This window comes from Kribbella sp. VKM Ac-2569, from assembly GCF_004216905.1.
Taxonomy (GTDB): Bacteria; Actinomycetota; Actinomycetes; order Propionibacteriales; family Kribbellaceae; genus Kribbella.
This window is the reverse complement of record NZ_SGXJ01000009.1, coordinates 60414-86140: the sequence shown is the minus strand read 5'-3', so window position 1 is coordinate 86140 and position 25727 is coordinate 60414. Positions and strand designations below refer to the sequence as shown.

Sequence of the window (25727 nt, the reverse complement as noted above, 5' to 3'; positions counted from 1 at the left end):
CATCATGGGACAGGACTTCGGGAGGAGATCATGGCCACCGTCGCACTCGTCGGTACGCTCGACACCAAGAGCTCTGAGTATCGGTTCGTCGCCGAACGACTCCGCGATCTCGGGGTCGAGGTGATCATGATCGACTGCGGCGTACTGGGTGAGCCAGGTTTCGTCCCACAGATCGATCGCTACCACGTCGCCAGGGTTGCCGGCGAGGATCTCGACCGGCTCGCCGCCGCGGGTGATCGCGGCGCGGCCGTCCAGGCGATGTCGCGCGGTGCGGCCGGAGTCGTCGAGCAGTTGTACGGTGAAGGCAGGCTACACGGCGCGATGGCCCTGGGAGGGACGGGCGGAACCTCCCTTGCGGCAGCTGCATTCCGGCCACTTCCGCTCGGTGTGCCCAAGTTGATCGTCTCGACCGCCGCCGCAGGAGACAACCAGCCGTACGTCGGCGAGACGGACCTGATTCTGGCACCGAGCGTCGTCGATGTCGCCGGGCTGAACCGCATCTCGACTCGCATCCTCGCCAACGCGGCAGCGGCGATGGCGGGCATGGTGACCGCTGCGCCGATTCAGCCCCGGGACGACGAGCGGCCGTTGGTAGCAGCCAGCATGTTCGGCGTCACGACGCCCTGTGTCACCCGGGCGCGCGAACAGCTGGAGGCGCTGGGCTACGAAGTTCTGGTGTTCCACATGACCGGCGCCGGCGGGCGCACGCTCGAGAGCCTGGTGTCGAACGGCATGCTGGCCGGGGTTCTCGACGTCACCACGACGGAGCTCGCCGACCACCTCGTCGGCGGAATCTTCGACGCCGGCCCCGATCGGCTGTGCGCCGCAGCTCGCACCGGCACACCTGCCGTGGTCTCGCTCGGCGCACTGGACATGGTGAACTTCGGCCCTCCGGAGACCGTTCCGGAACGCTTCGCCAGCCGCCTCACCTACCGCCACAACGCCACGACGACCTTGATGCGTACGACGCCCGCGGAGTGCCGCGAGCTGGGTACCCAGTTGGCTGCGAAGGTCTCGAAGTCGGTTGGCCCCGCCGCCGTCTTCCTGCCGCTGAACGGCATTTCGGCGATCGCGGTGAAGGACGGTGCCTTCTACGACCCGGACGCCGACGTCGCGCTGTTCGACGCCGTACGGGCCGGTCTGCGTGACAGCGGCGTCGAGCTGATCGAGCTGAACAGTGACATCAACGCGGTGGAGTTCGCCGACGCCATGGTGCAGCGGCTGCACGCGGCAATTTCCAGCGCCACTCGGTTGTGAGCACGAGATCACGAGGGAGACTGAGCATGGGTCGAATCGAGCGCCAGGACATCCTGCGGCGGCTGCGCGGCAAGGTGGAGCGGCACGAGCCGATCGTCGGCGGCGGGGCGGGCACCGGCCTGTCGGCCAAGTGCGAGGAGGCCGGGGGGATCGATCTGATCATCGTGTACAACTCGGGGCGCTTTCGGATGGCTGGCCGTGGATCGCTGGCCGGCCTGCTCGCGTACGGCAACGCGAACGAGATCGTGCTCGAGATGGCTCCCGAGATCGTCACCGTCGTCGAGCGGACGCCGGTACTCGCCGGCGTCAACGCGACCGACCCGTTTCTTCAGCCGGCGTCCTTTCTGGAGGATCTGGTCAGGGCCGGGTACTCCGGAGTGCAGAACTTCCCGACCGTTGGCCTGATCGACGGCACGTTCCGCGTCAATCTCGAGGAGACCGGAATGGGGTACCAGCAGGAGGTCGAGCTGATCCGGCTCGCGGCCGAGCAAGAACTGTTGACGACGCCGTACGTCTTCTCTGCCGAGGACGCGATCGCGATGGCCGGTGCGGGAGCCGATGTGATCGTGTGCCACATGGGTCTGACGACCGGCGGACGCATCGGCGCCGAGACCGCCCGCAATCTCGATGACTGTGTCCAGCTGTGCAACACGTGGTCCGAAGCCGCCCGAAGCGTTCGCGACGATGTCATCGTGCTCGTGCACGGCGGTCCCGTCGCGGAACCAGGCGATGCCGAATACGTGCTCCGCAAGACCACCGGCGTACACGGCTTCTACGGTGCCTCCTCGATGGAGCGCCTGCCGGTCGAACGAGCCCTCATCGAGCAGACACGAGCATTCACCGAAATCACCTTCTGAGGCCGCCGGATGTGGTCACGTACGACCAGCAGGACGGGGTGTTCGCGGCGTCCAAGGCCTCGACGACGCCGGGCGACCCTCAGTGCGGGTGGTTGCTGGTTTGTTGGCGACTGGGCATCTACGATGTGGATGAGGAAACCATAATCAGCGAGAGGGTGTGTTGTGGCGCGGGCGATCGGGCGTGAAAGTGGGCCGGGAACGCAGAGTGTCGAGCGGGCACTGTCGCTGTTGTCCGAGTTCACCGAGGCGCATCCGCAGCGTCGCGTGTCGGAGTTGGTCCAGGCGACCGGGCTCGGTCAGTCCACCGTGTCCCGGCTGGTCGCTGCTTTGGTGGCGCTCGGGTTCCTGGCCTATGACCAGCGCAGTGGCCTGTACGGCATCGGTCCGCGGGTGATCACGCTGGCGGGTATCGGCCTGAACGAGATGCCTGTGCATCAGCAGTCGCGCCAGGTCGCGCAGAACCTCGCTGCCGACCTGAACCTCGGTGCCAATGTCGCGGAGCGCCGTAGTGCGGAGATGTTCTACCTGTGCCACTTCGAGGGGCGCGCGGCCGGTCGCTCATCGACTCTGGTCGGCAGGACCGGTCCGTTGCACGCGACAGCCATCGGCAAGGCGCTGATCAGTGAGCTGCCGCGAGAGGAATGGCAGGAGCTTCTCGGTGACGACTTGCCGCGGTACACGCCGCACACCGTGACCGACCCTGATGAGCTGGAGAAGATGCTCCGGCAGGTGCGTGAGCGTGGCTACGCCCTGGAGCTGGAGGAGCTGGCCTTCGGCCGCGCCTGTCTCGCGGCGCCGATCCGCGACCGCACCGGAGGGATCGTGGCCGCCTTGTCGGTTTCTGGTCCGCTGTCGGCGATGGACCTCGCGAACCGTGAAGAGTCGCTCGCCATGCAGGTCATCGAGCAGGCGGATCAGATCTCGTCGGGTCTTGGATACCACGCGTCCGCGGCGGTCGGCTGACCCGCCGTACCACCAGCACGGCTGCGAGGGCCGAGCCAGCCGGCCAGAACATCAGCGCGGCCGGTACGACGTACCACCCAGCGAGAGCCAGTGCGATGAGTCCTGCGGTCCCCGCGAGAGGTAGTGCTGGACGACGCCAGGTGAGGTGCAGCGTCAACAGCCACAGGTCTTTCGCCCGCAGCTGGCTAGCCGTGACAGCTACGGCGGGGAGCAACCAGAGCGAGACCAGATAGCCAAGTGTCACCACCGAGAGCGGCCACGCCCACAGAGTCTGCCTTGAGGCGGCCAGGTAGAACGCCAGCACCCATACCGTGGCCAGCGGGGGGCCGAGAACCACCTGGCCTCGGACGAACCAAGCACGCCAGGCAGACCAGAAGCGGGACCACAGCCGTACCTCCGCCTCTCCAGATATCAACACCTGGTGACTCGCCAAGGTGGCTGGAGCGATTCCGGCGATGACCAGCCCGGCGGCGACCCCCAGTAGCCACAGCAACGTGACCAGGGCCAGCCGCATCGGCCAGTCGAGCAGCCGGTAAAGAGGTGCTGCTCGCCCTGTCAGTTCGACCTCAGGCATCCCGCAGCCTTGCTCGAAGGTCGGCCCGACCGACCGCTGCGGGGGACAGTATGGACAGACCGCCATCCACTGGGAGTACGACGCCGGTGATGCCGGAAGCTCTTGGTCCGGCGAGGAAGGTCACAGCGTCGGCGACCTCGGTCGGCAGGATCGTCCTGCCGATGGGGTAGCCGGCCGCCGCATCGGGCAGGTTCGCGCCACCGACCATTCCAGGGGCGACTGCATTCACCCGGATGCCACGGCCGCCGTAGTCCACGGCGAGTTGCCGGACCAGTGCGTCCACTCCGCCCTTGGCTGCGGTGTAGGCAGCTGCCCAAGGGGCAGCAGCCAGTGTGTTCACCGACGACACCGCTACGACGGCTGCCGCATCGCTCTTGAACAGATGCGGCAGCGCAGCCCGCACCGGGAAGAAGAACGTGTCCAACGTGTTCGACAATGCCTCGAACCACTGCGCGTCCGTGGTCCGGTGGGCCGGCTCGAGCGGCATCCGGCCGGCCGCCGTGACCAGGACGTCGAGTCCGCCGAACTCGGCCACGACCCGTCCAACCACCTCAGCCGCTCCGTCCGGGTCAGAGCAGTCCGTCGTCAGGTGGAGATCCAATCCGTCGACCTGCTTGTCCTCGAGTGCTGCACCGGCGACGTGGCAGTCGTCCGCGGCCAGCGCTGCGACAATCGCCGTACCGATAGGTGTCGTCGACCCGATGACCAGCGCCCGGCGGGTCACCGGATGCACCCAGCGCGTACGGCGTCCTCGTCGACCTCGATGCCCAGGCCAGGCCCGGCCGGTACGGCGAAGCCGAGTGTGCCTGGTTCCAGAGGTGTCCGCAGCACGTCGTTGACCGGCTCGAACAGCATCGAGTGGAACTCGTAGGCCAACAGGTTCGCCACCGCAGCGGACGCGTGGATGCTCGCGGCCATGATGATGCCGAGTCCCGATGAGTGGTGCGGGGCGAGCGGCGTGGACCAGGTCTCGGTCACAGCTGCGAGATCCAGCAGTTCGGTGATTCCGGTCCGGCCGACATCTGGCTGAAGGATCGCGGCGGCCCCGCCTTGCAGCCAGGGCCGGAATTCCTGGCGGTGCCGCAAGCTCTCACCGATCGCTACCGGGGTATCGATCCGTCGAGCCACTTCAGCATGCCCAGCGATGTCTTCGAACCCGACAGGTGCCTCCAGGAACCAGGCGCCCAAAGTGTCCAGTCCGCGACCCAGCCGGACCGCGTCCGCGACGTCGTACACGCCGTGGATGTCTACTGCGACCAACAGGTCGTCGTGAACGCCGCGCAGCGCTTCGACAGTCGCCAGATCCGCGCGCACGCCGTACCCGAGACCTAGTTTCACCTGCCGTACACCTTGCGCCACCCAGTCGCGGGCGTAGGCAACGCGCTCGCTGTCCTTCTTGCCCGGCAGGCCGGACATGTACGTCGGTACTACGTCGCGCTGAGCTCCTCCGAGGAGTTGGTGGACAGGTAACCCGGTGATTCGGCCGGCTAGGTCCCACAACGCCACGTCGACCGCGGCGACGGCGTCGCCCTGATGGCCGCCGAGGTGGCCGCGTTCTCGCATCAAGGCGCGGAGGCTGTTCACCAACGGGCGCACCCTTGTGGGGTCTGCCCCGAGGAGTGCGGGCTTGAGTAGAAGTTCAATGATCTTCGCCGGAACTTCTGGTGCGACAGGCGCCAGGGCCTCACCCCACCCGAAAGAACCGTCGTCCGCGGTCAGCTTCACCAGCAGCGCCTCGCGTGACGAGGCGTAGATGCTCGGCCAGGGCGGCTTGGTGGAGTAGCTGCGCGCTGGCGCGTCCGGCCCGGCCAGAACGAGCGGGAAGACTTCTACGTCGGTGATGGTCGGCATCAGCGAACTCCTGTCAGTGAAGTAATCCCAAGCCGGTCGAGTATCGCAGTCAGCCCGGCGCGCGATCTGATGTCGAGGTCGCGGGCCGGAACCCTGACAGTCGCGTGGTCAATCAGGCCGCGACGTACCAGGACCTCCTTGTGGACCGCCCACGCGAGCCCGGGCTGCAAGCCGTACACCAGTAACGGCAGCAGGCGGTCGAACCTCGCGCGAGCATCGTCGTACCGGGCGGCCTGCCAGTCGGCGAGGACCGGTGCGAGAAGGTCGGGGATCTCGCAGGCCGGCATCGAACCGACAGCGCCGGCCGCCAGTTCGTCGAGCAGGAACTGCGCGTTCTGTCCACCCAGTACCACGAATCCGGACTCGTCGATCCGGTCAGCCACGGCCGCGACCTTCGGCGCGGTGGGAGGCGCCTCGACCTTCACCGACGTGACTCCGGTGATTCTGCTGAGCTCGATGATCTGCTGCGGTGACATCACGACACCGGTGGCGCCGGGCGCATCCTGCACCATGACCTCAGGACCGATTGCGGCCACCGCGGCGTAGAAGTCGGGCAGTTGAGCCGGGCTCGGGGCCACCATGAACGGCGGCAGCACCATGACTGCGTCGGCTCCGGCCGCGGCTGCCTCGGTTGCTTGCTCGACGGCGGTTACCGTCGACGTCGCCGCTACCCCGGCGACCAGTGGGACCGCACCGGCGATCACCTCGGCCACCGTCGTCGTGATCAGGCGGCGCTCGGCCGCGGTCAGAGCGAAGGCCTCACTGGCCATCCCGAGGACGGCGACCCCGTGGACGCCGCTGGCCAGCTGGAACGCGGTGAGTCGGCGTAGTCCCGGCAGATCCAGGCTGCCGTCCGGGAGGAATGGCGTGGCCAGGATCGGTACCAGACCGTGGACGGTATTCATGGCTCGCTCCTCAGTGTCAACATTCGATATCCGATGGATGCTTGACGAGATCCACTATGTGCGTAAGGCTGCCACATAGTGGATGACATCGTCCATCATCTCTGCAAAGGATGCAGTCTGTGGGCAATGAGGCGGGGACCAACCAGAGCGTCGAGCGAGCGGCCGCAGTACTGCGGGCCTTCGCGGGCACCGGGACGCTCCGCGTAACCGAGGTCGCCAAGTTGGCGAAGCTGCAGCAGTCCACCGCGTCGCGGCTGTTGAGCACCCTCGAGCAGGCCGGATTCGTGGAGCGGGACGACGGCCAGTACCGGCTCGGCGCCGAGCTGATCACCCTGGCCGGCGTGGCGCTGAACGGTCATCCTGTGCACCATGCGGCTCGGCAGCGAGCGCAAACCCTCGCGGCCGAAACCGGGCTCGGTGTCAATGTCGCTGTCCGCCGTGGGGCGGAGTTGTTCTACCTCTGCAACTTCGAGGGACAGTTCGCACCGCGTTCGTTCGTCTTGATCGGGCGGCGCAATCCGCTGCATGCGACAGCGCTCGGCAAGTGCCTGCTGCTCGGGGTGGAGCAGAGTCGCGACTTGCTCGGGGAGTTGGAGCGATACACCCCGCGCACCATCACCGACCACGACGTACTCGCGGCCGCGGTCGAACAAGCTGCCTGGCAGGGCTACTCGACCGAGACCGAGGAGTTGTCGCTCAGCCGGTCCTGCCTGGCCGCACCGCTGCGCGACCGGACCGGCCGGGTGGTCGCAGCACTGTCACTGTCCGGTCCGTCAAGCTTCGTCGACCTTCCGGCTCGCGAGCTGGAGCTCTCCCGGCTCGTGATGGAGACCGCCGACGCCATCAACTCACAGCTGGGCCACCACGGCCCGGCAGACCAACAGATCTCGGCGCCCAGGCGCCACGACCTCCGGAGCCGATCATGAAGATCCGCCCTGCCCTCGCCGCGTTCGCGTGCGCGGTAACCCTTGCCCTGTCGGGGTGCAACCTCGTCGGCGGCAGCCCGGACTCGAGCAACGCCACCGACAAGGTCACCGTCACCGTCGCGCTGGTGCCGGACCCACCAGGCGCCAGTCAGTTCTACCGGCAACAGTTCGACGAGTTCGAGAAGGCGAACCCCGGCATCGCCGTGAAGGTGGTGGAGAACCCGTCGGATCAGCAGTTGAACGCGGTTGAGCTGATGTTCCAGCAGAACAACGCGCCGGACGTCTTCCGGGCCCAGGACGACGGCATGGATCGGATGGCGGCTCGCGGCTGGGTGGCGCCGCTCGACGAGTTCGTCACGCCGGACTTCCTGAAGCGGTTCCCGGCCGGCTCGATGGACCCGGCGACGTCCGGCCTGCACCGTGACGGCAAACTGATGAGCCTACCGCTGGTGTGGGGACCCTGGTCGACGCTGCGAGTGTTCCTTTACAACGAGGACCTGCTGAAGAAGTCCGGGTACGACGGCCCGCCCAAGACATGGACCGACCTCGAGCAGATGGCCACGAAGGTCACCGCGGACGGCAAGGGCAAGTACTTCGGCTACGCGCCGACCGCCGCAAAGGCGGTAGGTGTCGAGATGCTGGCCGATACGGCCGTCCCGTACTCCGTGCCGGCAACTGGGATCGACTACCGCACCGGCAAGCCGGCCACCTCGAGCCCCGGTCTGCTGGAGGCCGTCGAACTGCACCGGCGGATGCAGGCGGCGAAGGTAATGATGCCGGGCTGGGAAAGCTGGGACGGCAGCCGAGCCTTCAAGGAGTTCGCCGCCGGTCGGCTGGCGATGTATCCGACGCCGCCGTGGCACGTCGCCGAGGTCCGCAAGCTCGCGCCCGAGATCAAGATGGGCATCACCGGACTTCCCGTTCCCGCTGCTGGGCGCGGAGCGTATTTGCCGCTCACCAAGTCGTTCAGCCCGCTGTGGTCGATGTCGGCCAAGTCGACGCACAAGCCGGAGAGCTGGAAGGTGATGGACTTCCTCGCCTCGGAGCCTTTCCACAACGCCTACTACAAGAAGTTCGGCACCCTCACCGCACTCGAAGGGGCCTGGAAGTCGGAGGCCGAGAAGAACCCCGACCAGGCCGCGATCCTGAAGGTGGCGCAGGAGACCATGCGCCGTGCACCGAACCCCGCCCTCGCGACCACGGGCGGACGGGCGATGACGGACGCGCTGGCGGCGAAGCCCGATCTCAAGTACACCGACGCCTCGTTCAGCTCGATCATCAAGAACCAGCCGTTCGCGCCGGCCGCCGCGAAACTCGACCAGGACCTACAGGGCTACCTGGACAAGACCACGGCCGACCTGAAGGCGAAGGGCAAGGAAGGCTCCGCCAAGGATCTGACCTTCGCCGGCTGGGACCCGCTCAAGGACTACACACCGGGAGGCTGACCGCATGACGACGACCGTCGAGCGTCCGCTCGAGAAGATCCCGGTCGCCGGCACGTCGCGACGCCGGCCGGGACGGTTCCGCAAGCACCTGTGGAGCTATCTGTTCCTGATCCCGATGGTGCTGCTGTTCGGTGGCTTCACGGTGTGGCCGATGATCGCCAGCTGGTGGTACTCGTTCTTCAACTGGGACGGCGTCGGCACACCGTCGGACTGGGTCGGACTGGCGAACTTCCGCGAGGTGCTCGGAGCAGACTCGTTCTGGCGAGCCTTCTGGCACTCGCTGGTCTTCTCGCTCGCGGCGATCTTCGTCGAGCTGCCGCTGGCGCTGGTCCTGGCGATCCTGCTGAACAACAGCTGGCTGCGGTTCCGCAACCTCTACCGGCTGGTCCTGTTCCTGCCGGTGGTGGCGACGACCGCAGTGATCGGGATCGTGATCGCCATCCTGCTCGACCCGGCCGGGGGGCTGGTGAACCGGATCCTGCTGGACACCGGTCTGGTGGACCAGCCCGTCAACTTCCTCGGTAGTACGTCGACCGCGCTGCCGACGCTGCTGTCGATCGACGTGTGGAAGGGCTTCGGGATCACCCTGATCTACTGGCTCGCCGCGCTGCAGACCGTGCCGAAGGATCTGCAGGAAGCGGCGGCGATCGACGGTGCGGGCTTCTGGCGGGCCCTGCGCTTCGTCACGCTGCCGGTGGTGACGCCGATCGCGATCGTGATCCTGCTGCTGGTGTTCCAGCGCAGCCTGAACACGTTCGATCTCGTCCGGGCCGTCACCGAGGGTGGACCGGACTATGCGACCGACGTGGTACCGACGTACATCTACCGCTACGCCTTCGATCCGTCGTTGCAGGCGCCGCGGTACGGATTCGCCTCGGCAGCCGGTGTGGTGTTCGGGCTGCTGACGCTGGTCGTGACATTGCTCCAGGCACCTTTCCTGAGGCGGCGACTGGGTGGAGGCAAGGCATGAACAGGCTCGTGCTGAGGCGAAACATCTGGCACCTGCTGCTGATCCCGCTCTGTCTGGTCTGGATCTATCCGTTCGTCTGGATGGTTTCGGCGGCCTTCAAGACGCCGCGGGAGATGCTGATCGGCGGTCTCTCGTTGCTGCCCGACGAGGCGACCCTGGACAACTTCGCGCGGGCGTGGACGACGGCCAAGTTCAGTACCTATACGGCGAACACGATCACCTTCTCGATCGCGGTCGTGATCCTGGTGCTCCTGGTGGCATCGACCGCGGGCTATGCGCTGGCGAGACCGGGGCTGCCGGGCAAGAAGGTGCTCGTCGGTGTGCTGATCGCCACGATGTTCGTGCCGCACGGTTATACGATCATCCCGACTTTCATCGTGGTGAACGGCCTCGGGCTGGGCAACGGCCTGCTCGGTGCCGCGCTCGCGCAGGCGGGCCCGGCGCTCGTCGTACCGGTGCTGCTGTTCATGGGGTTCTTCAGTGGCATCCCCAAGGAGCTGGAAGAAGCTGCGCGGATGGACGGCGCCGGCTACTTGCGCACGTACTGGCGGGTGATGCTGCCGCTGGCGAAACCGGTGATGGGCACGGTCGCGTTGATGAACTTCATCGGCGCCTGGAACGCCTTCTTCATCCCGCTGGTGTTCACCCTGGGCAACCCGGACCTGCGTACGCTCGGCGTCGGTATGTACGGGTTCTACGGGCAGGACACCACCGACTGGACCGGACTCGCGGCCGCGGCCTGCATCAGCGTCGTACCGATCGTAGTGGTGTTCCTGTTCTTGCAACGGACCTTCGTCGAGGGGATCGCTGGTGCGGTCAAGAGCTGACCAGATCTCTGCAACCTCTTATCTGCAAGGCGAATCATCCCGGCTTGATGCCAGGACGCGACCGCAGTGTGCTTCCAAGGCAGCACGCTGGTGATCACCATTGCCTCCCTCGGCGTGAATCACCCGTTCCCGGGTAGCGGTCATCTGTTCGCCGCCGACGTCGGGGTCACTGGCCCGCCGGCGCGTCCGTGAGGCGGCCGGATCTAGCATTATGCGGATTGACAATCCGTAGTATGGACATAAAACCTGCATAGTCATATCTTCGTCCCACATCTGAATGTTGGGAGCCGTTTGATGACCATCCGCCGCTCTGTTCGCTTGCTGGCCTCCTTGACCTTGATCACTACCTCCGCACTGGTTGGGACCGGGGTCGCCGACGCCGAGCCGGCGCCCGGACCGAACTACGTGCCCGCCGGCTATCAGCTCGGCTGGGCAGACGAGTTCGCCGGTACGACGCTCAACACGAACGACTGGTACCACCGCGAGGGAGAGAAGGCGATCTGCGCGAACCGTCCGGGCAACGTTTCGGTCAACGACGGCACCATACATATCGCGCTGAAGCGAGAGACCTACCAGGACAAGAACTACACCTGTGGCGGCATCATCTCGAGGCAGACCTTTGGATACGGGTACTACGAGACTCGCGCGAAGCTTTGGGGTGACAAGGGGTTCCACTCCGCGTTCTGGCAGATGGGTCTGGCTGACTACGTTCCAGACACGCCGTCGTACAAGGGTCCTTACAACCGGTTCAACGAGATCGACGGGTTCGAGATCGACTCGCATGCGCCGACCAGCGTTCAACAGCACTCGCACTGGACCGTGCCGCAGCACATCGGCAACCAAGGCGGTGTCTACACCGGCCCTGACTCGTCTGACGGCTACCACACCTATGGCTACGAGTGGCTGCCCAACGAGATCCGCTTCTACGTCGACGGCGTATTGAGTCGGACTCTGGCCTACCCCGGCCCCCATGCGCTGCAGAACGTCTGGCTCACCACCTTGGGCTACACCGAGCCGGTCGACGAGACGCGCCTTCCTGGTGAGACCACGTGGGACTACTTCCGGTACTACAAACCCATCGGCTCGGCAGACGACATCGCAACCGGCACAGTGCTGGTGGACAACTGCGACCCGGGGTATGCCGAGACAGGGACCTGGACTGGTGTCGGGGAGGCTTACGGCTACCAGGACAAGCTCACCCGGCGTGCGGGCTCCGCCGCCGCCACGGCGACCTGGACGCCGAGCCTGCCGAGCGCACAGACATATGAGGTCTACGCCTGGAACCCCGACTTCATCAGAAGCGGCAGTACTGCGGCGCGTTACTCGGTCTCCCATACGGGCGGCACTACAGACGTCGTCATCGACCAGACCAAGGCAGGTCAGCAGTGGATCGACCTGGGGTCCTACGCGATGACTCCCGGAGCCGGGCACAAGGTCCAGGTCGCCGGCAGCACCGGCGCCACCGGCACGTTGCGGACCGACGCGGTCAAATTCGTCCCGACAGTTGTCATCGACAACGGAGGCTCCGGCTACACGGAGGCTGGGCCTTGGACGAGCACGACCACGGTAAAGGGCTGGCGCGGTACCGACACTCGCTACTCCTCGACGTCCACGAGCACAGCACGCTGGACTCCTCAGCTACCTGCAGCGGGTCGATACGACGTGTATGCCTGGGTGCCTGGCAGTTCGGTCAATGTGCCGACGGCGCGGTACACAATCAACAGTGCGGACGGCGTCGGTGCTCCGGTGGATCCCGCGGAGTCGATGGGGGTCGACCGTTGGGTGCGACTGGGCAACTACCAGTTCGGCGCAGGCGCCACAGGCTGGGTCGAGCTGAGCAAGGCGACTGGTGAGGAGGGGTACCTCCGCGCCGATGCGGTGAAGTTCGTCCCGGCCGCTGCTCCTGATGCGGTAGCACCGGCGACACCGATCAATGTGACGCAGAAGGTCAAGACCACACCGTCGACCGGCGATGCCGTTCTCACCCTCGGGTGGACTCCGGTCCCTGGGGCGGACGTGATCGGCCACCATGTCTACCTCGACGGTCGGCGCCAGACCGCCAACCCCGTGCAGCGCGGCTCATTCGAGTTGCACGAGCTGCTGGCCGGCCAGACCTACCAACTGTCGGTCACGGCCGTAGACCGGTCCGGCAACGAGTCCCCGGCTTCCCAGTCGATCGCCGTACCAGTCCCTGCCGACACCATCGCGCCAGCGACCCCGACGGGTTTGGTCGGGGAGGCCGCCGATGGCAGAGCGGTTCTCTACTGGAGCCAGAATTCGGAGGTGGATCTGCTCGGCTACAACATCTACGCCGACGGCACCCTCGTCACCACCGACGAACCCGTCGGCAACATCGGCAACCCGGATCTGGTCAAGCAGGGCATCCCGGTGCCGGACCTGGCGAACAACGTGGCACACAGTCTGCAGGTCCGCGCCGTCGACCTCGCCGGCAACGAATCCGCACCGGCCACCGTTTCAGTGACCCCGACGCCCATGACGTTCGTCGGCGTCGCCGATTCCGGCTACACCGAGACCGGCGTCTGGGCAGCCTCCAGTGTGCCCGGCTGGCTGACGTCGGGAACCCGCGCGTCGAACGGCGCCGGCAAGACCGCCGAGTGGCGACCCGATCTCCCGAGTGCCAGTTCGTACGACGTCTACGCCTGGGTGCCCAACCACAGCAACAGCACCGCAGCCGCGCACTACGTCGTCAGTCACGCGACCGGCTCCTCGACGATAGACATCGACCAACGATCCGGCGGCAATCGGTGGATCCTGCTGGGCCGCTACCAGTTCAACGCCGGCACCGCCGGGTACGTGACCATCTCGAACCCATCCGCCACCGGCTACCTCCGCACCAGCTACACCAAGTTCGTCCCCGCAAGCTGAGTATCTGTCGGTGCCGGACCACAGTCCGCGGTCCGGCACCCGAGCGTCGAGTTCGAGCTAGCGGGAGTCACACCCAGGGTTGTCTCAGGTGGATCAGAAGATAGAGAAGCCGGTGGCGGCGGTTGGGAGGACGCCGAGGAGGAGCCAGGGGGAGAGCGGGTTGCGGCGGAAGATGGCGAGGATGCCTGCGGCGGTGAGGACGCCGATCACCCCGGACATCAACCACAGGCCGATGCCGCGGCCGAAGTCGGTGGCCGCGACGCCGATGCTGTAGACGGCCAGCGTGACGGCGGGAACGGTGCCGACGTGGAAGAGGACCGCGGAGACAACCCAGCGTTGGACGGTCTCGATGTTCATCGGGCGAGGAGTGCGTCGGCGTCGTATCGTGCGTCGTTCCGTGGCCTGCTCCATCATCACTCCAATAGTTAGTGTACTAACTATTAGCCTACATATGGTTGGTACGCTCGTGGCATGGCAGCGACGAAGATCACGCCGGCCGACAACCCGCTGGCGCTGGAACACCAGGTTTGCTTCGCCCTGGCGGTGGCCGCGCGGACAGTCATCGCGCTGTACCGCCCGGTTCTCGAGCCGATGGGCCTGACGCATCCGCAGTACCTGGTGATGTTGGCGCTGTGGGAGTTCGAGCCGGTTTCGGTGAAGGATCTGTCCGGAATGCTTCAGCTCGAGCCGGCGACGCTTTCGCCGTTGCTCAAGCGGCTCGAAGCCTCCGGTCTCCTACGTCGCGACCGTTCAGCCTCGGACGAGCGGTCGCTGGCTGTCGTTCTGACCGAAGAGGGTCGGGCGCTTCGTGACCAGGCTTTGGAGGTGCCGCCGGCCGTCGTCCAACGCCTCGGCATGGACGTCGACGAGCTGATGGACCTGCACGACCGGCTGACCAGGGTCATCGCCGCAGCCACGGATGGCCGAACCTCTGGCACGCCCCGGACACCTTGACCAGTTTGGTCGATCACCTGGCGGCTGAGAACTTCGCGTAGTCGACGATGGAAGCCGCGGCTTGCCTGGACATGACAACCAGCGCGGCAGGGCTACGCCGGCGGGTGGGGGGAGGGGGTTGGTGGTCGTGTTCTTGCCAGGCCGTTCTTGATCGCGGTGAGCAGGGTGAGAGTCGCGTCGAGGTGGGTGGTGTCGTGGTCGGCTGCCGCGCTGACCACGGTCGCCCACTCATGTCGTACCAGGGCGGAGTTGCCGCGTCCGTGTTCGGTCGGACTGACGGTGACGCCGCGGCCGTCGTCCGGGTTGGCCTGTCGCTGGACGAGGCCCTTCTGTTCGAGGCCGCGCAGTGTCGTGGACAGGTTGGTGCGCTGGAGTCCGGTGGCGGCGGCGATCTGGCTGGGGGCGGCGACCGCCTCGCCCTGGAGCAGGTAGCGCATCACGATGCCCTCCGACTGGGTCAGCGAGACAGCTTCCTCGTCGGTGTAGCCGCGGTACTGGATCTCCCGGCTGATGATCAGCGCCAGATCGGCGAGTTCGGCCCAGCGCTCCTCGGCGGCTGATCGGCGGGAGCGGGGTCGCGATGGGGTCTTCGTCACACCTCCAGCATAGATGGTTGTCGGCACATAGTTATGAGCACATACTGATCATGCCTTAATAGTTATCGAGTCATAATCAGTTGGAGTCGAAATGGCCGTCACTCTTCCAGCCCCGGGCGCCACCTCGCCGCGTGCGGTAGCGCTGGCCGGCGGACTGCACCCGGCAGGGGTGTTCTTCCTGCTCGCCGGCGCGTTCCTGCCGATCATGGATTTCTTCATCACCAACGTGGCGCTGCCGAGCATCGACGCCTCCCTGCACGCCTCGGCGTCCGAGCTCGAGCTGGTGATCGCCGGGTACGGCGTCGCGTACGCCGCGCTCCTGGTGCTCGGCGGCCGGCTGGGTGACCGCTACGGTCGCCGTCCCCTCTTCCTGGGTTCGCTCGTCGGCTTCGTGGTGGCCTCGGCGGTCTGCGGCTTCGCCCCGACTGTCGGGGTCCTCATCGCCGCACGCATCGTGCAGGGCGCGACCGCGGCGCTACTCGTCCCGCAGGTGCTCGCGACCTTCCACCAGACGCTCGAGCACGAGCGCAAGGCTCGGGCGCTTGCCCTGTACGGCGCTACGTCCGGCATCGCGGCCGTCGTCGGCCAACTGGTGGGCGGCCTGCTGGTGAGCGCGGACATCGCCGGCGCCTCCTGGCGGCCGATCTTCTTGGTCAACGTGCCCATCGGCCTCATCGTCCTGGTGGTGGCGGCGCGGATCGTGCCGACCACTCGCTCGGATCACCCTGTCGGCATCGATCTGCCTGGCACGGTGCTGTTCGCTGCGACGCTCACCGCCGTACTGGTCCCGCTCACGGAAGGCCACTCGTTGGGCTGGCCCTGGTGGACCTGGGCGATGATCGCCCTGGCTGTCGTGCTCGGTGCCGTCACCTTCGTGGTCGAGCGGCGCGCCGAGTGGCGCGGCGAGATCCCGCTGCTGCCGCCGTCCTTGCTGCGGCTGCCGTCGATGTCGCGTGGCCTGGTGATGGTGCTCGCGTTCAGCATCGGATTCGGCGCGTTCATGTTCGTCTTCGCCCTGACCGTTCAGGACGGTCTGCACGCCGACGCCCTGCACGGCGGCCTGGCCATCCTGCCGATGGCGGTGATGTTCTTCCTCGGCTCCGTGTTCGCACCGCGGTTGATCGGTCGGTTCGGCCGGGCCGCGTTGTCGACCGGCGCGATCATCCAGTTCGCCGGCCTCGCCGCACTCGTGGCCGTCGTGGTCGGTCTCTGGCCGCACGTCAGTCTCTGGGACATGGCCCTGCCGCTCGCACTGGCCGGTGCCGGACAGTCGATGCTGTTCGCCGGATTGTTCCGGAGCGTTCTCGCCGATGTCCCGATCCATCTCGGCGGTGTCGGCAGCGGCGTACTGATCACCCTTCAGCAGAGCGGTCTCGCGCTGGGCGTGGCCACCCTCGGCACGCTGTACCTCGCCCGGGCCGAGCACAACACTGCCCACGCCTTCGCCGCCGTCGAATTGGTGCAGCTGGCGATCATCGGCTTGCTCGCCATCGGTGTCGCCGCACTGCCGCGCTTCACCAAGGCCGCTGCCGACGCGCCGGTACTGGACGCCTGAGATGAGTCTGCTGGATCTGTCCCGATGGCAGTTCGTCATCACCGTGATGTTTCACATGACGTTCCCGGCGATCACGGTCGGGTTGTCGATCTTGCTGAGCATCCTGTACGGGATGTACTGGCGGACCCGCAAGGCGGTCTATCTGCAGATGTTCCGGTTCTGGCGGCGTATCTTCGCGGTCGGGTTCGCGATCGGTGTCGTAGCGGGGATCGTGATCACCTTCGAGATGGGCCTGAACTGGGGCGGGTACGCGGCGAAGACCGGCCCGATCATCGGTCCGATCATCGGCATGGAGGTCGTCACCGCGTTCTTCGTCGAGGCCGGGTTCATCGGCGTTCTGCTGTACGGCGACGGCCGGGTGCGGCATGCGACGATGTTCGCCTCGTCGGTGATGGTGTCGATCGGCACGATCCTGTCCTCGACCTGGATCATCGCCGCGAACTCCTGGATGCAGACGCCGGCCGGGTTCGTCGTCCGGGACGGGCGGTTCGAGCCGACCGACTGGCTGGACGCGATCGTCAACCGGTCGTTCGTCTGGCGGTGGCCGCACATGGTGCTCGCCGTACTGATCTCCGCCGCGTTCTTCGTGGCCGGCATCGGCGCGTACTACCTGGTCAAGGCGCGGGCGCTGCCGTTCGCCCGCCGGTCGGTGTCGATCGCGCTGGGTGTCGCGGCGATGCTGGTGCCGGTGCAGATCTTCGTCGGTGATCACACCGCCGGCGCGGTCCTGCCGTACCAGCTGTCGAAGCTGGAGGCGCTGGAGGGCAACTGGACCAATGGCAACACCGGCTTCGTGCTCTTCGCGATCCCCGATCAGCAGGCGCAGCGCAACCTTGCGGAGCTGGACATCCCCTGCCTCGGCAGCGCGATCAACAAGGACCTCACCTGTAAGACCGCGGTGCCGGGGCTCGACCTGACGCCGAAGGCCGACCGGCCGGACATGGCCGCGGTCTTCTGGGGGTTCCGGGTGATGTTCCTGGCCGCGCTGCTGATGTTCGGCACCGCGTTCTACGCAACGATCCTGCGGTTTCGCCGGAAACTGTGGACCTCCAGACGGTTCCACCGGTTTTTGCTCTGGACGACGCCCGTGGGCGTCCTCGCGATTCTCGGCGGATGGGCCACCGCTGAGACGGGTCGCCAGCCATGGGTGGTGTTCGGTCAGCTCCGCACCGCTGATGCAGTCTCGCACCTGGCACCCGGCGAGCTCGTGTTCTCGGTGGTGGGTTTCTCCCTGCTGTACCTGGTGATGCTGATCGCGTACGTCGCCTACATCATCCGCACGGTGCGGATCGGTCCCGAGCACGTCCTCGGCCTGGCCGGCGGGAGGGCGAACTGATGTCGACGATCTGGTTCCTCCTCATCCTGCTGTGCTTGCTGATGTACGTCGTACTGGACGGCTACGACCTGGGTATCGGCATCGCCACTCTGGTCGAGCCGGACGCGAGCCATCGGCACGAGATGCTCGAACAGGTCGCTCAGGCCTGGGACGGCAACGAGACCTGGCTGGTCCTCCTGGGCGTCAGCCTCTGGGCCGGATTCCCGACCGCCTTCGGCACGATCCTCCCGCACGCCTATCTGCCGGTGATCGTCATGCTGTTCGCGCTGATCGTTCGCGGCGTCAGTGTGGAGCTGGCTTCCCAAGCTCCTCCCGCGCCACGGTGGGAGAGGGCCTTCGGCATCGCCTCGCTGATCGCCGCGCTTGCGCAAGGCGTCGCCGCTTCGACCTTGATCGGTGCGATCGGCTGGTTCTCAGCACTAGTGGCTGTGACGGTCGGGTGCGGCTACCTGGCCCTCGGATACGCCTACGCACAGTGGAAGACAACCGGCGAACTGCGTGCCCGGGCAGCACATCGCGGCAGAGTCAGCACGGTGCTGGCATCGATAGCGGCCGTTGCGTGTCTGCTGGCCGCACCTCCGAACCTGCACACACCCGCCCGACTCATCGCCTTCGCCGGACTGCTGCTGTTTGCCGTGGCCGGCGTGGTGATGAGCATGATTACCTCGCCGTACGACGGTCTCCCGCTAGCGGGCCTGGTCACCGCCGTGGTCGCGCTCGTCATCGCCTTGGTGGTGGCCCGCTACCCCCTGCTCGCGTCGCCCGACCTGACGATCGCCAAGACGGCAGCTCCGTCCGGCACTCTGACGTTTCTCGCCGTCGGGATCGGCCTGAACGTGCCCTTGATCCTCTTCTACAACTGGTTCGCCCACCACGCCTTCCGAGGCAAGGCCCCCGCCAACCACCTGGCCAACGGACGAACAGGAGCCACCCAATGACACAGCATGCACACGGGATCCGCCGAAGGCTCGTACGCGCGGTGCTGACCGTCGTGGGCGCGATCGGGGGCTTGTTCTGCTACTTCGTCTGCCAGGGCATGTTCTCCGGTTATTCGAAGTACCACAGTCGGCTGCTCAGCATCATGGGTCTGGCCCTCATCGTTCTGACCGGCGGTGTTGCCTGGCTCGTTGATGAACACCGGATGCACGATGACAAGTGAGCGGGCAGCGGCGGAGGCGCGCAACTGGCTCGCCGGGACAGCGGCGCCGGGTCGTCGATGGCTGCTGGTGGCGGCCGGCTCTCAGACGCTGGAGACGGCATTCACCGTCATGCAATGGACGGGTCTGGCCTGGGTCGCGCGTGATGTGCTCGACGGAGGGCGTCCGAGCTGGCAGGGATCGGGCGTTCTGCTCGGCGGCGGTCTGTTGGCGGCTGCAGCGGCCTGGAGTACGGCACGATGCCAATCAGTCGGGCGGCAACGAGTCGCCCACGCTCTCCGACGGCGCCTGGTCGCCGGGCTGCTGCCGACAGCGCAGCGGCACGCCGAGCCACACCCGGCGAGGGCTGCGCTCGCAACGGTGGAGCTGACCGACGACATCGCCGATTATCATGCGCAGACACTTCCTCAGCGAGTGTCCGCTCCCGTTTCGATGACACTGATCTTCGTCGTCACCGCGGTGGTGCAGTGGCCGGCTGCCGTGATCCTGCTGCTGGCGAGCATGCTCATACCGCTGAACATGCGGCTCGCGGGCCTGTTCGCCAAGGAGGGCGCAGACGCGCGGTTGGCGGCCGGTGCCAGACTCGCCGCCGTCGTCCTCGACAGCTTCCGCGGCATGCCGACCCTGCGGAACATCGGGGCGCTGGGACGACGCCGTACGGATCTGGCCCGTGCCGCCGACGACCTGAACTCCACCACCATCGCGGTCATCCGGCGCGCCTCGCTGTCCGGTGCGGTGATGGATGTCGTCATCACCTTCTCCATCGCGGCCAACGCGACGTACGTCGGTCTGTCTCTGCTCGGGTACGTACGCATCGGTGCCGGCATGTCGCTGTTCCGTGGTCTTCTCGCCCTGCTGATCTGCCCCATGTACTTCCAGCCGATGCGGGCCATGGCTGCCGCGTTCCACAGCAGGGAGCGGGCGCTGGCGGCGGTACCGGCGATCAGCGAGCTGCTCGTCGGTACCGAGACCGGGATGGCGAGCGCTGAACGAGTACCGCCCCCGTGCGGACCGGTCACAGTTGCCCTGGACAACGTCTCGTTCCGCTTCCCCGGTAGCGAGGAGCCGGTACTGCACGGACTGAACCTCACCGTCCATCAGGGACAGTGGACGGCCGTGGCCGGACCGTCCGGCGCAGGGAAGACCACACTGCTGTCGCTGATCGCCGGAGTCCGTCCGCCGAGTGGTGGAACCGTCCAATGGCTGACTTCAACCGGAGCGTCATCGCCATGGCTCGGAGGCTGCGCCTGGATCGGTCAGCAAACCGTACTGCTGCCGGGATCCATCGGCGACAACATCCGCATCGGGAGGCCGGATGCCAGTCTGGCCGACGTCCTGCACGCGGTCGCCGCGGCCGGGCTGGCTGACGTCGTCGCCCGGCTGCCACGCGGATTGGACACACCTCTTGGTGAAGGCGGCTCGGGCCTGTCCAGCGGAGAGGCTCGACGCGTCGCGATCGCCCGCGCATTCCTGAGCGACGCCGGACTCTGGGTCCTGGACGAGCCGACCGCACACCTCGATCTGGACACCGAGGCGCAGCTCATCGTTGCCTTACGCAACGCCACCGACGGTCGTACCGTCATCGTCGCGACCCACTCGCCATCCCTCGCCCACTCCGCCGACTTCCTGATCAGCCTCGACGAGAAGACGGTCCGGGAGGCGATTCGGGTATGAAGGCGAAGTCGCTCGCCGCGACGGGCTTCCTGCTGGCGGTGCTCGCAGAGGCATGCTCCGTCGGAATTCTCGGACTCTCCGGATGGTTCGTCGCCGCGTCAGCTGTGGCCGGAGCTAGCGCCTACAGCGCCTTCTCCTACCTGGCGCCCAGCGGCGGGGTACGCGCGTTCGCGCTGGGCAGGATCTCGGCCGGCTACGCCAACCGGGTCGTCCTGCACGCCGCGGCACTGCGCCGGATCAGCGCCACCCGGCTCGCCGTCTACGACCACGCCGCCGGATCCGAGGACACCAGCTGGTCCGGACAGTCGCTCGACCGGGTGATGGCCGACGCGGACACCACCGGACTGGCGCTCATCCAGGCGACCACGCCGGTCGTCGTCGCCGCCGTGATGACCGCGGGTGGCTGTGTCGCGATCGTCCTCGCCGGCTATCCGATCGTGGCGCTGACCTTGGCCGTTGCCGTGGTCGCCTGCGCCATGCTCGCTGCGGCTGCGGCACGCCGGATGGACGACACAAGCCGTACCCGAGGTCTGCTGCGGACCGAACTGGTGACCGCGATCGAGGCTTGGCCCGAGATGGCATCGCTGGGCGCCGTCGACCAGCTGGCGCGCCGCACGCTAGGCCGCCTGACTGCCTTCGAGAGCGGGCGAAACCGTCACGCGGCAACAACCGCGCGCGCAGTGGGCGGGGCCCGCGGCGTGACAGCGACCGCGCTGCTGCTCGCAGTGGTGCTCACCGCGCGGGACGGCGCCACGATCGCGACCTTGGTGTTCGTCGCTCTGCTCACCGCCGGCGTCCTTGCCAATGCCGAGCGCCTGGTCAGCGCCGCCGGTGCGTGGGTCCAAGCTCGGCAGGCCGACGCGCACCTCAGGTCGGCAGGTGAGAACGAGAGCCGCCGGCCTGAGATCGCCAGTACCTTCCGGGCCACGTACGACGGCGACAGGCTCGCCGTGGCCGGATATCAACTGCCCGAGACACCCACCCGTGAAGCGCGCGAGATTGCCTTCACCGTTGCCGCTGGCAATGCACTCACGGTGACCGGTGTGTCCGGCAGCGGCAAGACGACCCTCCTCACCGCGATCACCACGGTCATCCGGCAACAAACCGGGTCGGCGGTGATCACCGCCGTACTTGCCGACGACTATCTGTTCACCGGAACCGTCGCCGACAACATCCGCCTCGCGAACCCCGCGGCCACGGAAGCCGACATCACGGACCTGCTTGCCGCCATGGCGTTGGAGCACATCGACCCGCAGACCCCTGTCGGCGTTGGGGGACGAGGGCTATCCGGTGGCGAGCAGCGCCGCCTCCACCTCGCCCGTGCACTGGCAAGTCAACCCGACGTACTCCTTATCGACGAACCGACCGCCGGCCTCGACACCAGCACGGCCGCTGATGTCCTTGCCGCCGTACGCCGCCGACTGCCCCGCGCGGTCCTTGTCCTGGCGATCCACGAGACGCCGGCGGATCCGAACCTCCACTTTGGAGTGGGGGCGAGGTTGGCTGCGAACAGGCATTGGTTGGCCTTGGATCGGTAACAAGCCGCGCACTGCTCTGGCGATACTTCCCCTGTCTCAAGAGCACAGCACTGAGAAGGGAACAGAAACGCATGGCAACGTACATCCTCGTGCCCGGCGGGTGGCACGGATCGTGGGCGTTCGAGGCAGTCGTCCCGCTGCTGGAGCGCGCCGGCCACACCGTCCACGCCCTGACCCTCACCGGCCTCCGGCCGGACGACGACATCGAGACGGTCGCAACCGCCAACCTCGACACCCATGCCGACGACGTGTTGCGGATTCTCGATCAGGAACACATCACCGACGCGACGCTCGTCGGCCACAGCTACGCCGGCATGGTGATCGCTGCCGCCGCCGACCGCGCTGGCGGTCGGATCTCACGACTGGTGCATCTCGACGCCTACGTACCACGCGACGGCGAGTCATGCTGGTCGCTGACGAGCGACGAGTACCGGCGGGCATTCGTCGACGGCGCAGCGGACATCGGCTACGCCGTCCGTCCGCCCTTCCGTCCGCCGAACGGTGGCGATCCCCGCCGCCGGCCTCATCCCCTCGCCTCGATCATGCAAACGATCCGCCTCACCGGCGCTGTTGATCGCGTGCCGCGCCGGGAGTTCGTCTACTGCTCCGGATGGGATGCCCGGACACCGTTCGCCGAACTCCGCAATCGGCTCCAAGCCGATCCCGAATGGCAGGTCCACGAACTCCCCACCGCACACAACGCAATGCGCGAGGCCCCGGAGGCCGTCGCCGCACTACTGCTCGACGAGCTCACCGCCGATGCATCGACCCACAGCAGACAGCCCCGCGAATGACGGCCGTACGAGCTCCGTCATCCGGGTCCAAGGATCCTGCCGCCGCGAGGTCACGGTATTCCTCATCCCACTCACCAGCTTCGACATCTGGGCACGCCACCACCTGCGGGCCGCGGCCTGACCAACCACGTCACCAGCCAGCAGTGGCCGACAGGTAGCGGTCCATGAAGCAGGTCAGGAACTCACGCTGGGTCGACATGGCTTGTCTGCCCGCGCGCTGGTCGTTGAGGGTTCCGGTCGGGAAGGACATCTCGAGCTGGGCTCCGAGGGCGGGGTCGGCTCGCGCGGCTTGCGGGTTGAACACGACCCAATCTGTGTAGCCGTAGTGCTCCACGTCGAGCTGCCTGAGCGGGTGCGGACCGCGCAGGTTCGACAGGAACTGGAGCAGCCTTGGATCATCGAGCGGGAACTCCCGTCCGAGCATCAGCCCGAACGGCTGGTCCAGGCCGCCAGTGACCACGTCGCCGCGCAGGCTGCCGTCCAGGTCGACGCCGGCCACGACCTGCGGGTGGGAGAACATGACCTCAGCGGTGGTGGCTCCACCACGTGAGTGGCCGAACATGCCGATCGGCGTGCGCCGATTGGCTTGGGGCACGAGTCGTGGCACCTCGGCCATGACGACCTCGGCGTCCAGGAGTCGCTCGTTGGGCGGCCTACTCTCGGGGTCGTCGCCCGGGATCAGCGTCCCGTCGGGTTCTTCGATCAACAGGCTCTCGTGCGGGTGCTCCATGGTGACCAGGGCGTAGCCGCGACTGGCCAGCTCGATCACCTGTCCGGTCTGGAACGCTGCCAGCGTGCCTGCACCATGTTGGACAAGGATCACGCCCTTGACGCGAGGCAGTGGTCGCGCACCGGTCGACGCATGGGTGTCGATGTCCAGGAGGCCTGTCGGTAGACCTGCTTCCAGCTGTGCCTGAACGCCTGGAGACAGGTACGGCGCGCTGTTGCCGGTGGCATGGCCACGAGCCGGGTACCAAACCCGGATGGGCAGCCTCCGCGGCCGGCCTGTCTGCCCGTCGATGCGGGACGGATCGGACACCGACGCTGAGCGCACGCCTACGGCGTACGGGCCGGTCGGACTGGGTAGCGAGAGCACCGGGTCGGCGGGGCTGCCCGCTGGGGCTGCGCTCGCCGCGCCGACGCCGGTGATCAGGCAGGTCAGCACGGCCGTAGCTGCCGCGATGATGATCTTTGTTCGGGTCCGTCGGCCGTCCCGCGCAGTCATGCGACGGCCGGCTGGTTGGGTTGAGGAGTCGTGTTCTTGGTGCTGTTGGTTCGCGTTGCGACGGTCACGACGATGATTGCGATCCCGATGAGCGTCAGTACGCCGCCGGCGACGAGTGCGACGATGGCGACGGGCAGGATGACGGGCAGTTCTGCCGCGGCGCTGATGTTGGCGTCGATGCCGGACGATCCGTCGGCGTTCATGATCAGGACCGTCCAGTTGCCATCGGCAACGTCCCAGGTGAGCGTGCGTGGTCCGGTCCCGGTGTCGGACGCGACCCAGAAGGACTGCTCAGCTGGATTCGAGGCGGGCTCGCCGCCGGGCCTTGACGTATACGTGGCCTTGAAGGGGGAGGCGTCGATGTCGGTGAGTTCGTCGTGGCCGACTCCGTTCAGATACTTGGCGACGTCATCGGCCCGGCCGATGCCGATGAACAGCGGGCTGCCGGCATTCGTGGACTCCATTCGGATCCGGACGCGGCCCAGCAGGTCTTCGGCGGAGAAGACATCAGGGCCGGCGACGTCGACGTCGAGCGAAGGAACTGACAGCGCAGAGGTGTCGGTGGTGAATCGTTCTGGACCAGCCGTGAAGTAGCCGTCGTTGTCTTGCTGCTGATGCAGCCACAGTCCGGCCCCGCCGCCGATGAGCGCGCTGCCACCGAGCAGGATGAACAAGCTGCCGAAGATGACGAGCACTGTGCGCCAGCCACTCCACCGGCGCACGGTCACCGGTGCCTGCGGTACGTCGCGAGTCGTTGGTGTCGTGGTCATGAGACGGCTCCCGTGATCTCGTCCTTCGCCGGTGTCCTGATCAGCCAGATGCCGAGCCAGGCCATCGCCAGGCCGAGGCCGAGGCCCCACGGCGGCAGGAGTGCGCTCCAACCGAGTAGGCCGCCGATCACGATGGCAACGCAGATGACGCGCGGGAACACACCGGCGCGCAGGCTGGCGATCCCGAACAGCGCCCAGCCGATGGCGAACAACAGATAGCTGGAGACGGCGCCGATCACGATCAGACCGGACGGCTTCAGGTCGAGTATCTGCGGCGCGACGTCGGCGAGATAGGTGACGTAGAACGTCTCGAACCACAGGTCACCGCCGAGGAACATCGTCCCGACGACGGCCGCGATCAGCCCGACGACGCCGAGCCGGCCGGCCTTGTGCGCCTGCCGGCCGTACGCCGCGACCGCGGCGAGCACCAGCAGGCAGAAGGCCAGGAAGTACACGATGCCGCTGATGCGGTACACGAGGTTGGTCGAGGTCGCCTCGTGGTTGTCGGCGTCGACGATCGGCAGGATCACCAGCTCGACGACGATCATCAAGATGCCGGCCGTCAGGGCCAATGGGCCGGCCAGCCGGGAGAGTGCCGACCGCGAATAGTCCGGTGAGGTAGTGGTGGATCCTGAACTCTGGTGTGCGTCTAGCCCGGTCATGGGGC

Annotated in this window: 25 protein-coding genes; 16 read left to right on the top strand and 9 right to left on the bottom strand. The window is 66.9% G+C overall.

All coding sequences use genetic code 11. The features are described 5' to 3' along the window. Window positions 1-30 precede the first annotated feature (30 nt). The 3 genes from EV649_RS39540 (at window position 31) to EV649_RS39530 (ending at window position 3077) form a co-directional block, all read left to right on the top strand. Window positions 31-1257, top strand: a complete 1227-nt coding sequence (locus tag EV649_RS39540) for a Tm-1-like ATP-binding domain-containing protein (protein WP_130388872.1) — start codon at window positions 31-33, stop codon at window positions 1255-1257. 26 nt (window positions 1258-1283) lie between these two features. Further along, a complete protein-coding gene (locus EV649_RS39535) occupies window positions 1284-2114 on the top strand; it encodes a phosphoenolpyruvate hydrolase family protein (protein WP_130388871.1) in 831 nt (276 codons plus the stop codon). A 162-nt stretch (window positions 2115-2276) separates the two neighbouring features. Further along, a complete protein-coding gene (locus EV649_RS39530) occupies window positions 2277-3077 on the top strand; it encodes an IclR family transcriptional regulator (RefSeq protein WP_130388870.1) in 801 nt (266 codons plus the stop codon). Here EV649_RS39530 and EV649_RS39525 read toward each other — a convergent pair. The 4 genes from EV649_RS39525 to EV649_RS39510 are packed head-to-tail and all read right to left on the bottom strand — an operon-like array spanning window position 3013 to window position 6407. After that, window positions 3013-3651, bottom strand: a complete 639-nt coding sequence (locus EV649_RS39525; RefSeq protein ID WP_157996408.1) for a DUF624 domain-containing protein — start codon at window positions 3649-3651, stop codon at window positions 3013-3015. The two genes, EV649_RS39530 and EV649_RS39525, sit on opposite strands and share 65 nt — an antisense overlap. Continuing rightward, on the bottom strand, window positions 3644-4375 hold the full coding sequence (locus tag EV649_RS39520; RefSeq protein WP_198682951.1) for an SDR family oxidoreductase: 732 nt from the start codon (window positions 4373-4375) through the stop codon (window positions 3644-3646). The genes EV649_RS39525 and EV649_RS39520 overlap by 8 nt, the downstream gene beginning before the upstream one ends. Then, on the bottom strand, window positions 4372-5502 hold the full coding sequence (locus EV649_RS39515; protein ID WP_130388867.1) for a mandelate racemase/muconate lactonizing enzyme family protein: 1131 nt from the start codon (window positions 5500-5502) through the stop codon (window positions 4372-4374). Before EV649_RS39515 ends, EV649_RS39520 begins: the two co-directional genes overlap by 4 nt. Then, window positions 5502-6407 (bottom strand): dihydrodipicolinate synthase family protein, encoded by a 906-nt coding sequence (locus EV649_RS39510; protein ID WP_130388866.1) that lies wholly within the window; start codon window positions 6405-6407, stop codon window positions 5502-5504. Before EV649_RS39510 ends, EV649_RS39515 begins: the two co-directional genes overlap by 1 nt. 110 nt (window positions 6408-6517) lie before the next feature. On the opposite strand from EV649_RS39510, the gene EV649_RS39505 reads away from it, so the two are divergent. The 5 genes from EV649_RS39505 to EV649_RS39485 all read left to right on the top strand — a co-directional run bounded on the left by EV649_RS39505 (window position 6518) and on the right by EV649_RS39485 (window position 13461). Continuing rightward, the gene (locus EV649_RS39505; RefSeq protein ID WP_130388865.1) at window positions 6518-7333 is read left to right on the top strand and encodes an IclR family transcriptional regulator; all 816 of its coding nucleotides are present in this window, start codon (window positions 6518-6520) and stop codon (window positions 7331-7333) included. Continuing rightward, complete coding sequence (locus EV649_RS39500; protein WP_130388864.1) at window positions 7330-8778, top strand: extracellular solute-binding protein; 1449 nt, start codon at window positions 7330-7332, stop codon at window positions 8776-8778. Before EV649_RS39505 ends, EV649_RS39500 begins: the two co-directional genes overlap by 4 nt. Before the next feature lie 4 nt (window positions 8779-8782). Next, window positions 8783-9748 carry a sugar ABC transporter permease gene (locus EV649_RS39495; protein WP_130388863.1) on the top strand — a complete coding sequence of 322 codons (966 nt, stop codon included), beginning with the start codon at window positions 8783-8785 and terminating at the stop codon, window positions 9746-9748. After that, window positions 9745-10575, top strand: coding sequence for a carbohydrate ABC transporter permease (locus EV649_RS39490; RefSeq protein ID WP_130388862.1), 831 nt, complete (start codon window positions 9745-9747; stop codon window positions 10573-10575). The genes EV649_RS39495 and EV649_RS39490 overlap by 4 nt, the downstream gene beginning before the upstream one ends. A gap of 294 nt (window positions 10576-10869) precedes the next feature. Further along, on the top strand, window positions 10870-13461 hold the full coding sequence (locus EV649_RS39485) for a family 16 glycosylhydrolase (RefSeq protein ID WP_130388861.1): 2592 nt from the start codon (window positions 10870-10872) through the stop codon (window positions 13459-13461). 93 nt (window positions 13462-13554) lie between these two features. On the opposite strand, the gene EV649_RS39480 is transcribed toward EV649_RS39485, so the two are convergent. Then, window positions 13555-13818, bottom strand: a complete 264-nt coding sequence (locus EV649_RS39480; RefSeq protein ID WP_130388860.1) for a hypothetical protein — start codon at window positions 13816-13818, stop codon at window positions 13555-13557. Between the two features lie 114 nt (window positions 13819-13932). On the opposite strand from EV649_RS39480, the gene EV649_RS39475 reads away from it, so the two are divergent. Further along, window positions 13933-14415: a MarR family transcriptional regulator gene (locus EV649_RS39475; RefSeq protein ID WP_130388859.1), complete on the top strand. Its 483-nt coding sequence runs from the start codon at window positions 13933-13935 to the stop codon at window positions 14413-14415. A gap of 92 nt (window positions 14416-14507) precedes the next feature. On the opposite strand, the gene EV649_RS39470 is transcribed toward EV649_RS39475, so the two are convergent. Beyond that, window positions 14508-15011 carry a MarR family transcriptional regulator gene (locus tag EV649_RS39470; RefSeq protein ID WP_130388858.1) on the bottom strand — a complete coding sequence of 168 codons (504 nt, stop codon included), beginning with the start codon at window positions 15009-15011 and terminating at the stop codon, window positions 14508-14510. 91 nt (window positions 15012-15102) lie between these two features. On the opposite strand from EV649_RS39470, the gene EV649_RS39465 reads away from it, so the two are divergent. From EV649_RS39465 to EV649_RS39435, 7 genes are all read left to right on the top strand, one after another. Beyond that, complete coding sequence (locus EV649_RS39465) at window positions 15103-16566, top strand: MFS transporter (protein WP_130388857.1); 1464 nt, start codon at window positions 15103-15105, stop codon at window positions 16564-16566. Between the two features lies 1 nt (window position 16567). Further along, complete coding sequence (locus EV649_RS39460) at window positions 16568-17902, top strand: cytochrome ubiquinol oxidase subunit I (RefSeq protein ID WP_130388856.1); 1335 nt, start codon at window positions 16568-16570, stop codon at window positions 17900-17902. Then, a complete protein-coding gene (locus tag EV649_RS39455; RefSeq protein WP_130388855.1) occupies window positions 17902-18840 on the top strand; it encodes a cytochrome d ubiquinol oxidase subunit II in 939 nt (312 codons plus the stop codon). The genes EV649_RS39460 and EV649_RS39455 overlap by 1 nt, the downstream gene beginning before the upstream one ends. Then, complete coding sequence (locus EV649_RS39450; protein WP_130388854.1) at window positions 18837-19061, top strand: hypothetical protein; 225 nt, start codon at window positions 18837-18839, stop codon at window positions 19059-19061. Before EV649_RS39455 ends, EV649_RS39450 begins: the two co-directional genes overlap by 4 nt. Continuing rightward, window positions 19051-20733: an ATP-binding cassette domain-containing protein gene (locus tag EV649_RS39445; protein WP_198682950.1), complete on the top strand. Its 1683-nt coding sequence runs from the start codon at window positions 19051-19053 to the stop codon at window positions 20731-20733. The genes EV649_RS39450 and EV649_RS39445 overlap by 11 nt, the downstream gene beginning before the upstream one ends. Then, window positions 20730-22271 (top strand): ATP-binding cassette domain-containing protein, encoded by a 1542-nt coding sequence (locus EV649_RS39440; protein ID WP_130388852.1) that lies wholly within the window; start codon window positions 20730-20732, stop codon window positions 22269-22271. The genes EV649_RS39445 and EV649_RS39440 overlap by 4 nt, the downstream gene beginning before the upstream one ends. Window positions 22272-22342: 71 nt before the next feature. Next, window positions 22343-23065 carry an alpha/beta hydrolase family protein gene (locus tag EV649_RS39435; RefSeq protein WP_130388851.1) on the top strand — a complete coding sequence of 241 codons (723 nt, stop codon included), beginning with the start codon at window positions 22343-22345 and terminating at the stop codon, window positions 23063-23065. A gap of 130 nt (window positions 23066-23195) precedes the next feature. Here the strand turns inward: EV649_RS39435 and EV649_RS39430 are convergent, their stop codons facing one another. Genes EV649_RS39430 through EV649_RS39420 form a run of 3 tightly spaced genes read right to left on the bottom strand, consistent with a single transcriptional unit; the run spans window position 23196 to window position 25722 of the window. Continuing rightward, window positions 23196-24290, bottom strand: coding sequence for a hypothetical protein (locus tag EV649_RS39430; protein WP_130388850.1), 1095 nt, complete (start codon window positions 24288-24290; stop codon window positions 23196-23198). Further along, window positions 24287-25060 (bottom strand): hypothetical protein, encoded by a 774-nt coding sequence (locus EV649_RS39425; protein ID WP_130388849.1) that lies wholly within the window; start codon window positions 25058-25060, stop codon window positions 24287-24289. The genes EV649_RS39430 and EV649_RS39425 overlap by 4 nt, the downstream gene beginning before the upstream one ends. Further along, on the bottom strand, window positions 25057-25722 hold the full coding sequence (locus EV649_RS39420; RefSeq protein ID WP_130388848.1) for a hypothetical protein: 666 nt from the start codon (window positions 25720-25722) through the stop codon (window positions 25057-25059). Before EV649_RS39420 ends, EV649_RS39425 begins: the two co-directional genes overlap by 4 nt. Window positions 25723-25727: the final 5 nt, after the last annotated feature.

Coding starts and splice junctions, on each gene's coding strand:
- EV649_RS39490 (WP_130388862.1), top strand. CDS start 9,745: ATGAACAGGCTCGTGCTGAGGCGAAACATCTGGCACCTGCTGCTGATC.
- EV649_RS39440 (WP_130388852.1), top strand. CDS start 20,730: ATGAAGGCGAAGTCGCTCGCCGCGACGGGCTTCCTGCTGGCGGTGCTC.
- EV649_RS39455 (WP_130388855.1), top strand. CDS start 17,902: ATGTCGACGATCTGGTTCCTCCTCATCCTGCTGTGCTTGCTGATGTAC.
- EV649_RS39425 (WP_130388849.1), bottom strand. CDS start 25,060: ATGACCACGACACCAACGACTCGCGACGTACCGCAGGCACCGGTGACC.
- EV649_RS39420 (WP_130388848.1), bottom strand. CDS start 25,722: ATGACCGGGCTAGACGCACACCAGAGTTCAGGATCCACCACTACCTCA.
- EV649_RS39525 (WP_157996408.1), bottom strand. CDS start 3,651: ATGCCTGAGGTCGAACTGACAGGGCGAGCAGCACCTCTTTACCGGCTG.
- EV649_RS39460 (WP_130388856.1), top strand. CDS start 16,568: ATGAGTCTGCTGGATCTGTCCCGATGGCAGTTCGTCATCACCGTGATG.
- EV649_RS39480 (WP_130388860.1), bottom strand. CDS start 13,818: ATGAACATCGAGACCGTCCAACGCTGGGTTGTCTCCGCGGTCCTCTTC.
- EV649_RS39435 (WP_130388851.1), top strand. CDS start 22,343: ATGGCAACGTACATCCTCGTGCCCGGCGGGTGGCACGGATCGTGGGCG.
- EV649_RS39515 (WP_130388867.1), bottom strand. CDS start 5,502: ATGCCGACCATCACCGACGTAGAAGTCTTCCCGCTCGTTCTGGCCGGG.
- EV649_RS39465 (WP_130388857.1), top strand. CDS start 15,103: ATGGCCGTCACTCTTCCAGCCCCGGGCGCCACCTCGCCGCGTGCGGTA.
- EV649_RS39505 (WP_130388865.1), top strand. CDS start 6,518: ATGCAGTCTGTGGGCAATGAGGCGGGGACCAACCAGAGCGTCGAGCGA.
- EV649_RS39500 (WP_130388864.1), top strand. CDS start 7,330: ATGAAGATCCGCCCTGCCCTCGCCGCGTTCGCGTGCGCGGTAACCCTT.
- EV649_RS39445 (WP_198682950.1), top strand. CDS start 19,051: ATGACAAGTGAGCGGGCAGCGGCGGAGGCGCGCAACTGGCTCGCCGGG.
- EV649_RS39540 (WP_130388872.1), top strand. CDS start 31: ATGGCCACCGTCGCACTCGTCGGTACGCTCGACACCAAGAGCTCTGAG.
- EV649_RS39495 (WP_130388863.1), top strand. CDS start 8,783: ATGACGACGACCGTCGAGCGTCCGCTCGAGAAGATCCCGGTCGCCGGC.
- EV649_RS39450 (WP_130388854.1), top strand. CDS start 18,837: ATGACACAGCATGCACACGGGATCCGCCGAAGGCTCGTACGCGCGGTG.
- EV649_RS39485 (WP_130388861.1), top strand. CDS start 10,870: ATGACCATCCGCCGCTCTGTTCGCTTGCTGGCCTCCTTGACCTTGATC.
- EV649_RS39510 (WP_130388866.1), bottom strand. CDS start 6,407: ATGAATACCGTCCACGGTCTGGTACCGATCCTGGCCACGCCATTCCTC.
- EV649_RS39430 (WP_130388850.1), bottom strand. CDS start 24,290: ATGACTGCGCGGGACGGCCGACGGACCCGAACAAAGATCATCATCGCG.
- EV649_RS39475 (WP_130388859.1), top strand. CDS start 13,933: ATGGCAGCGACGAAGATCACGCCGGCCGACAACCCGCTGGCGCTGGAA.
- EV649_RS39535 (WP_130388871.1), top strand. CDS start 1,284: ATGGGTCGAATCGAGCGCCAGGACATCCTGCGGCGGCTGCGCGGCAAG.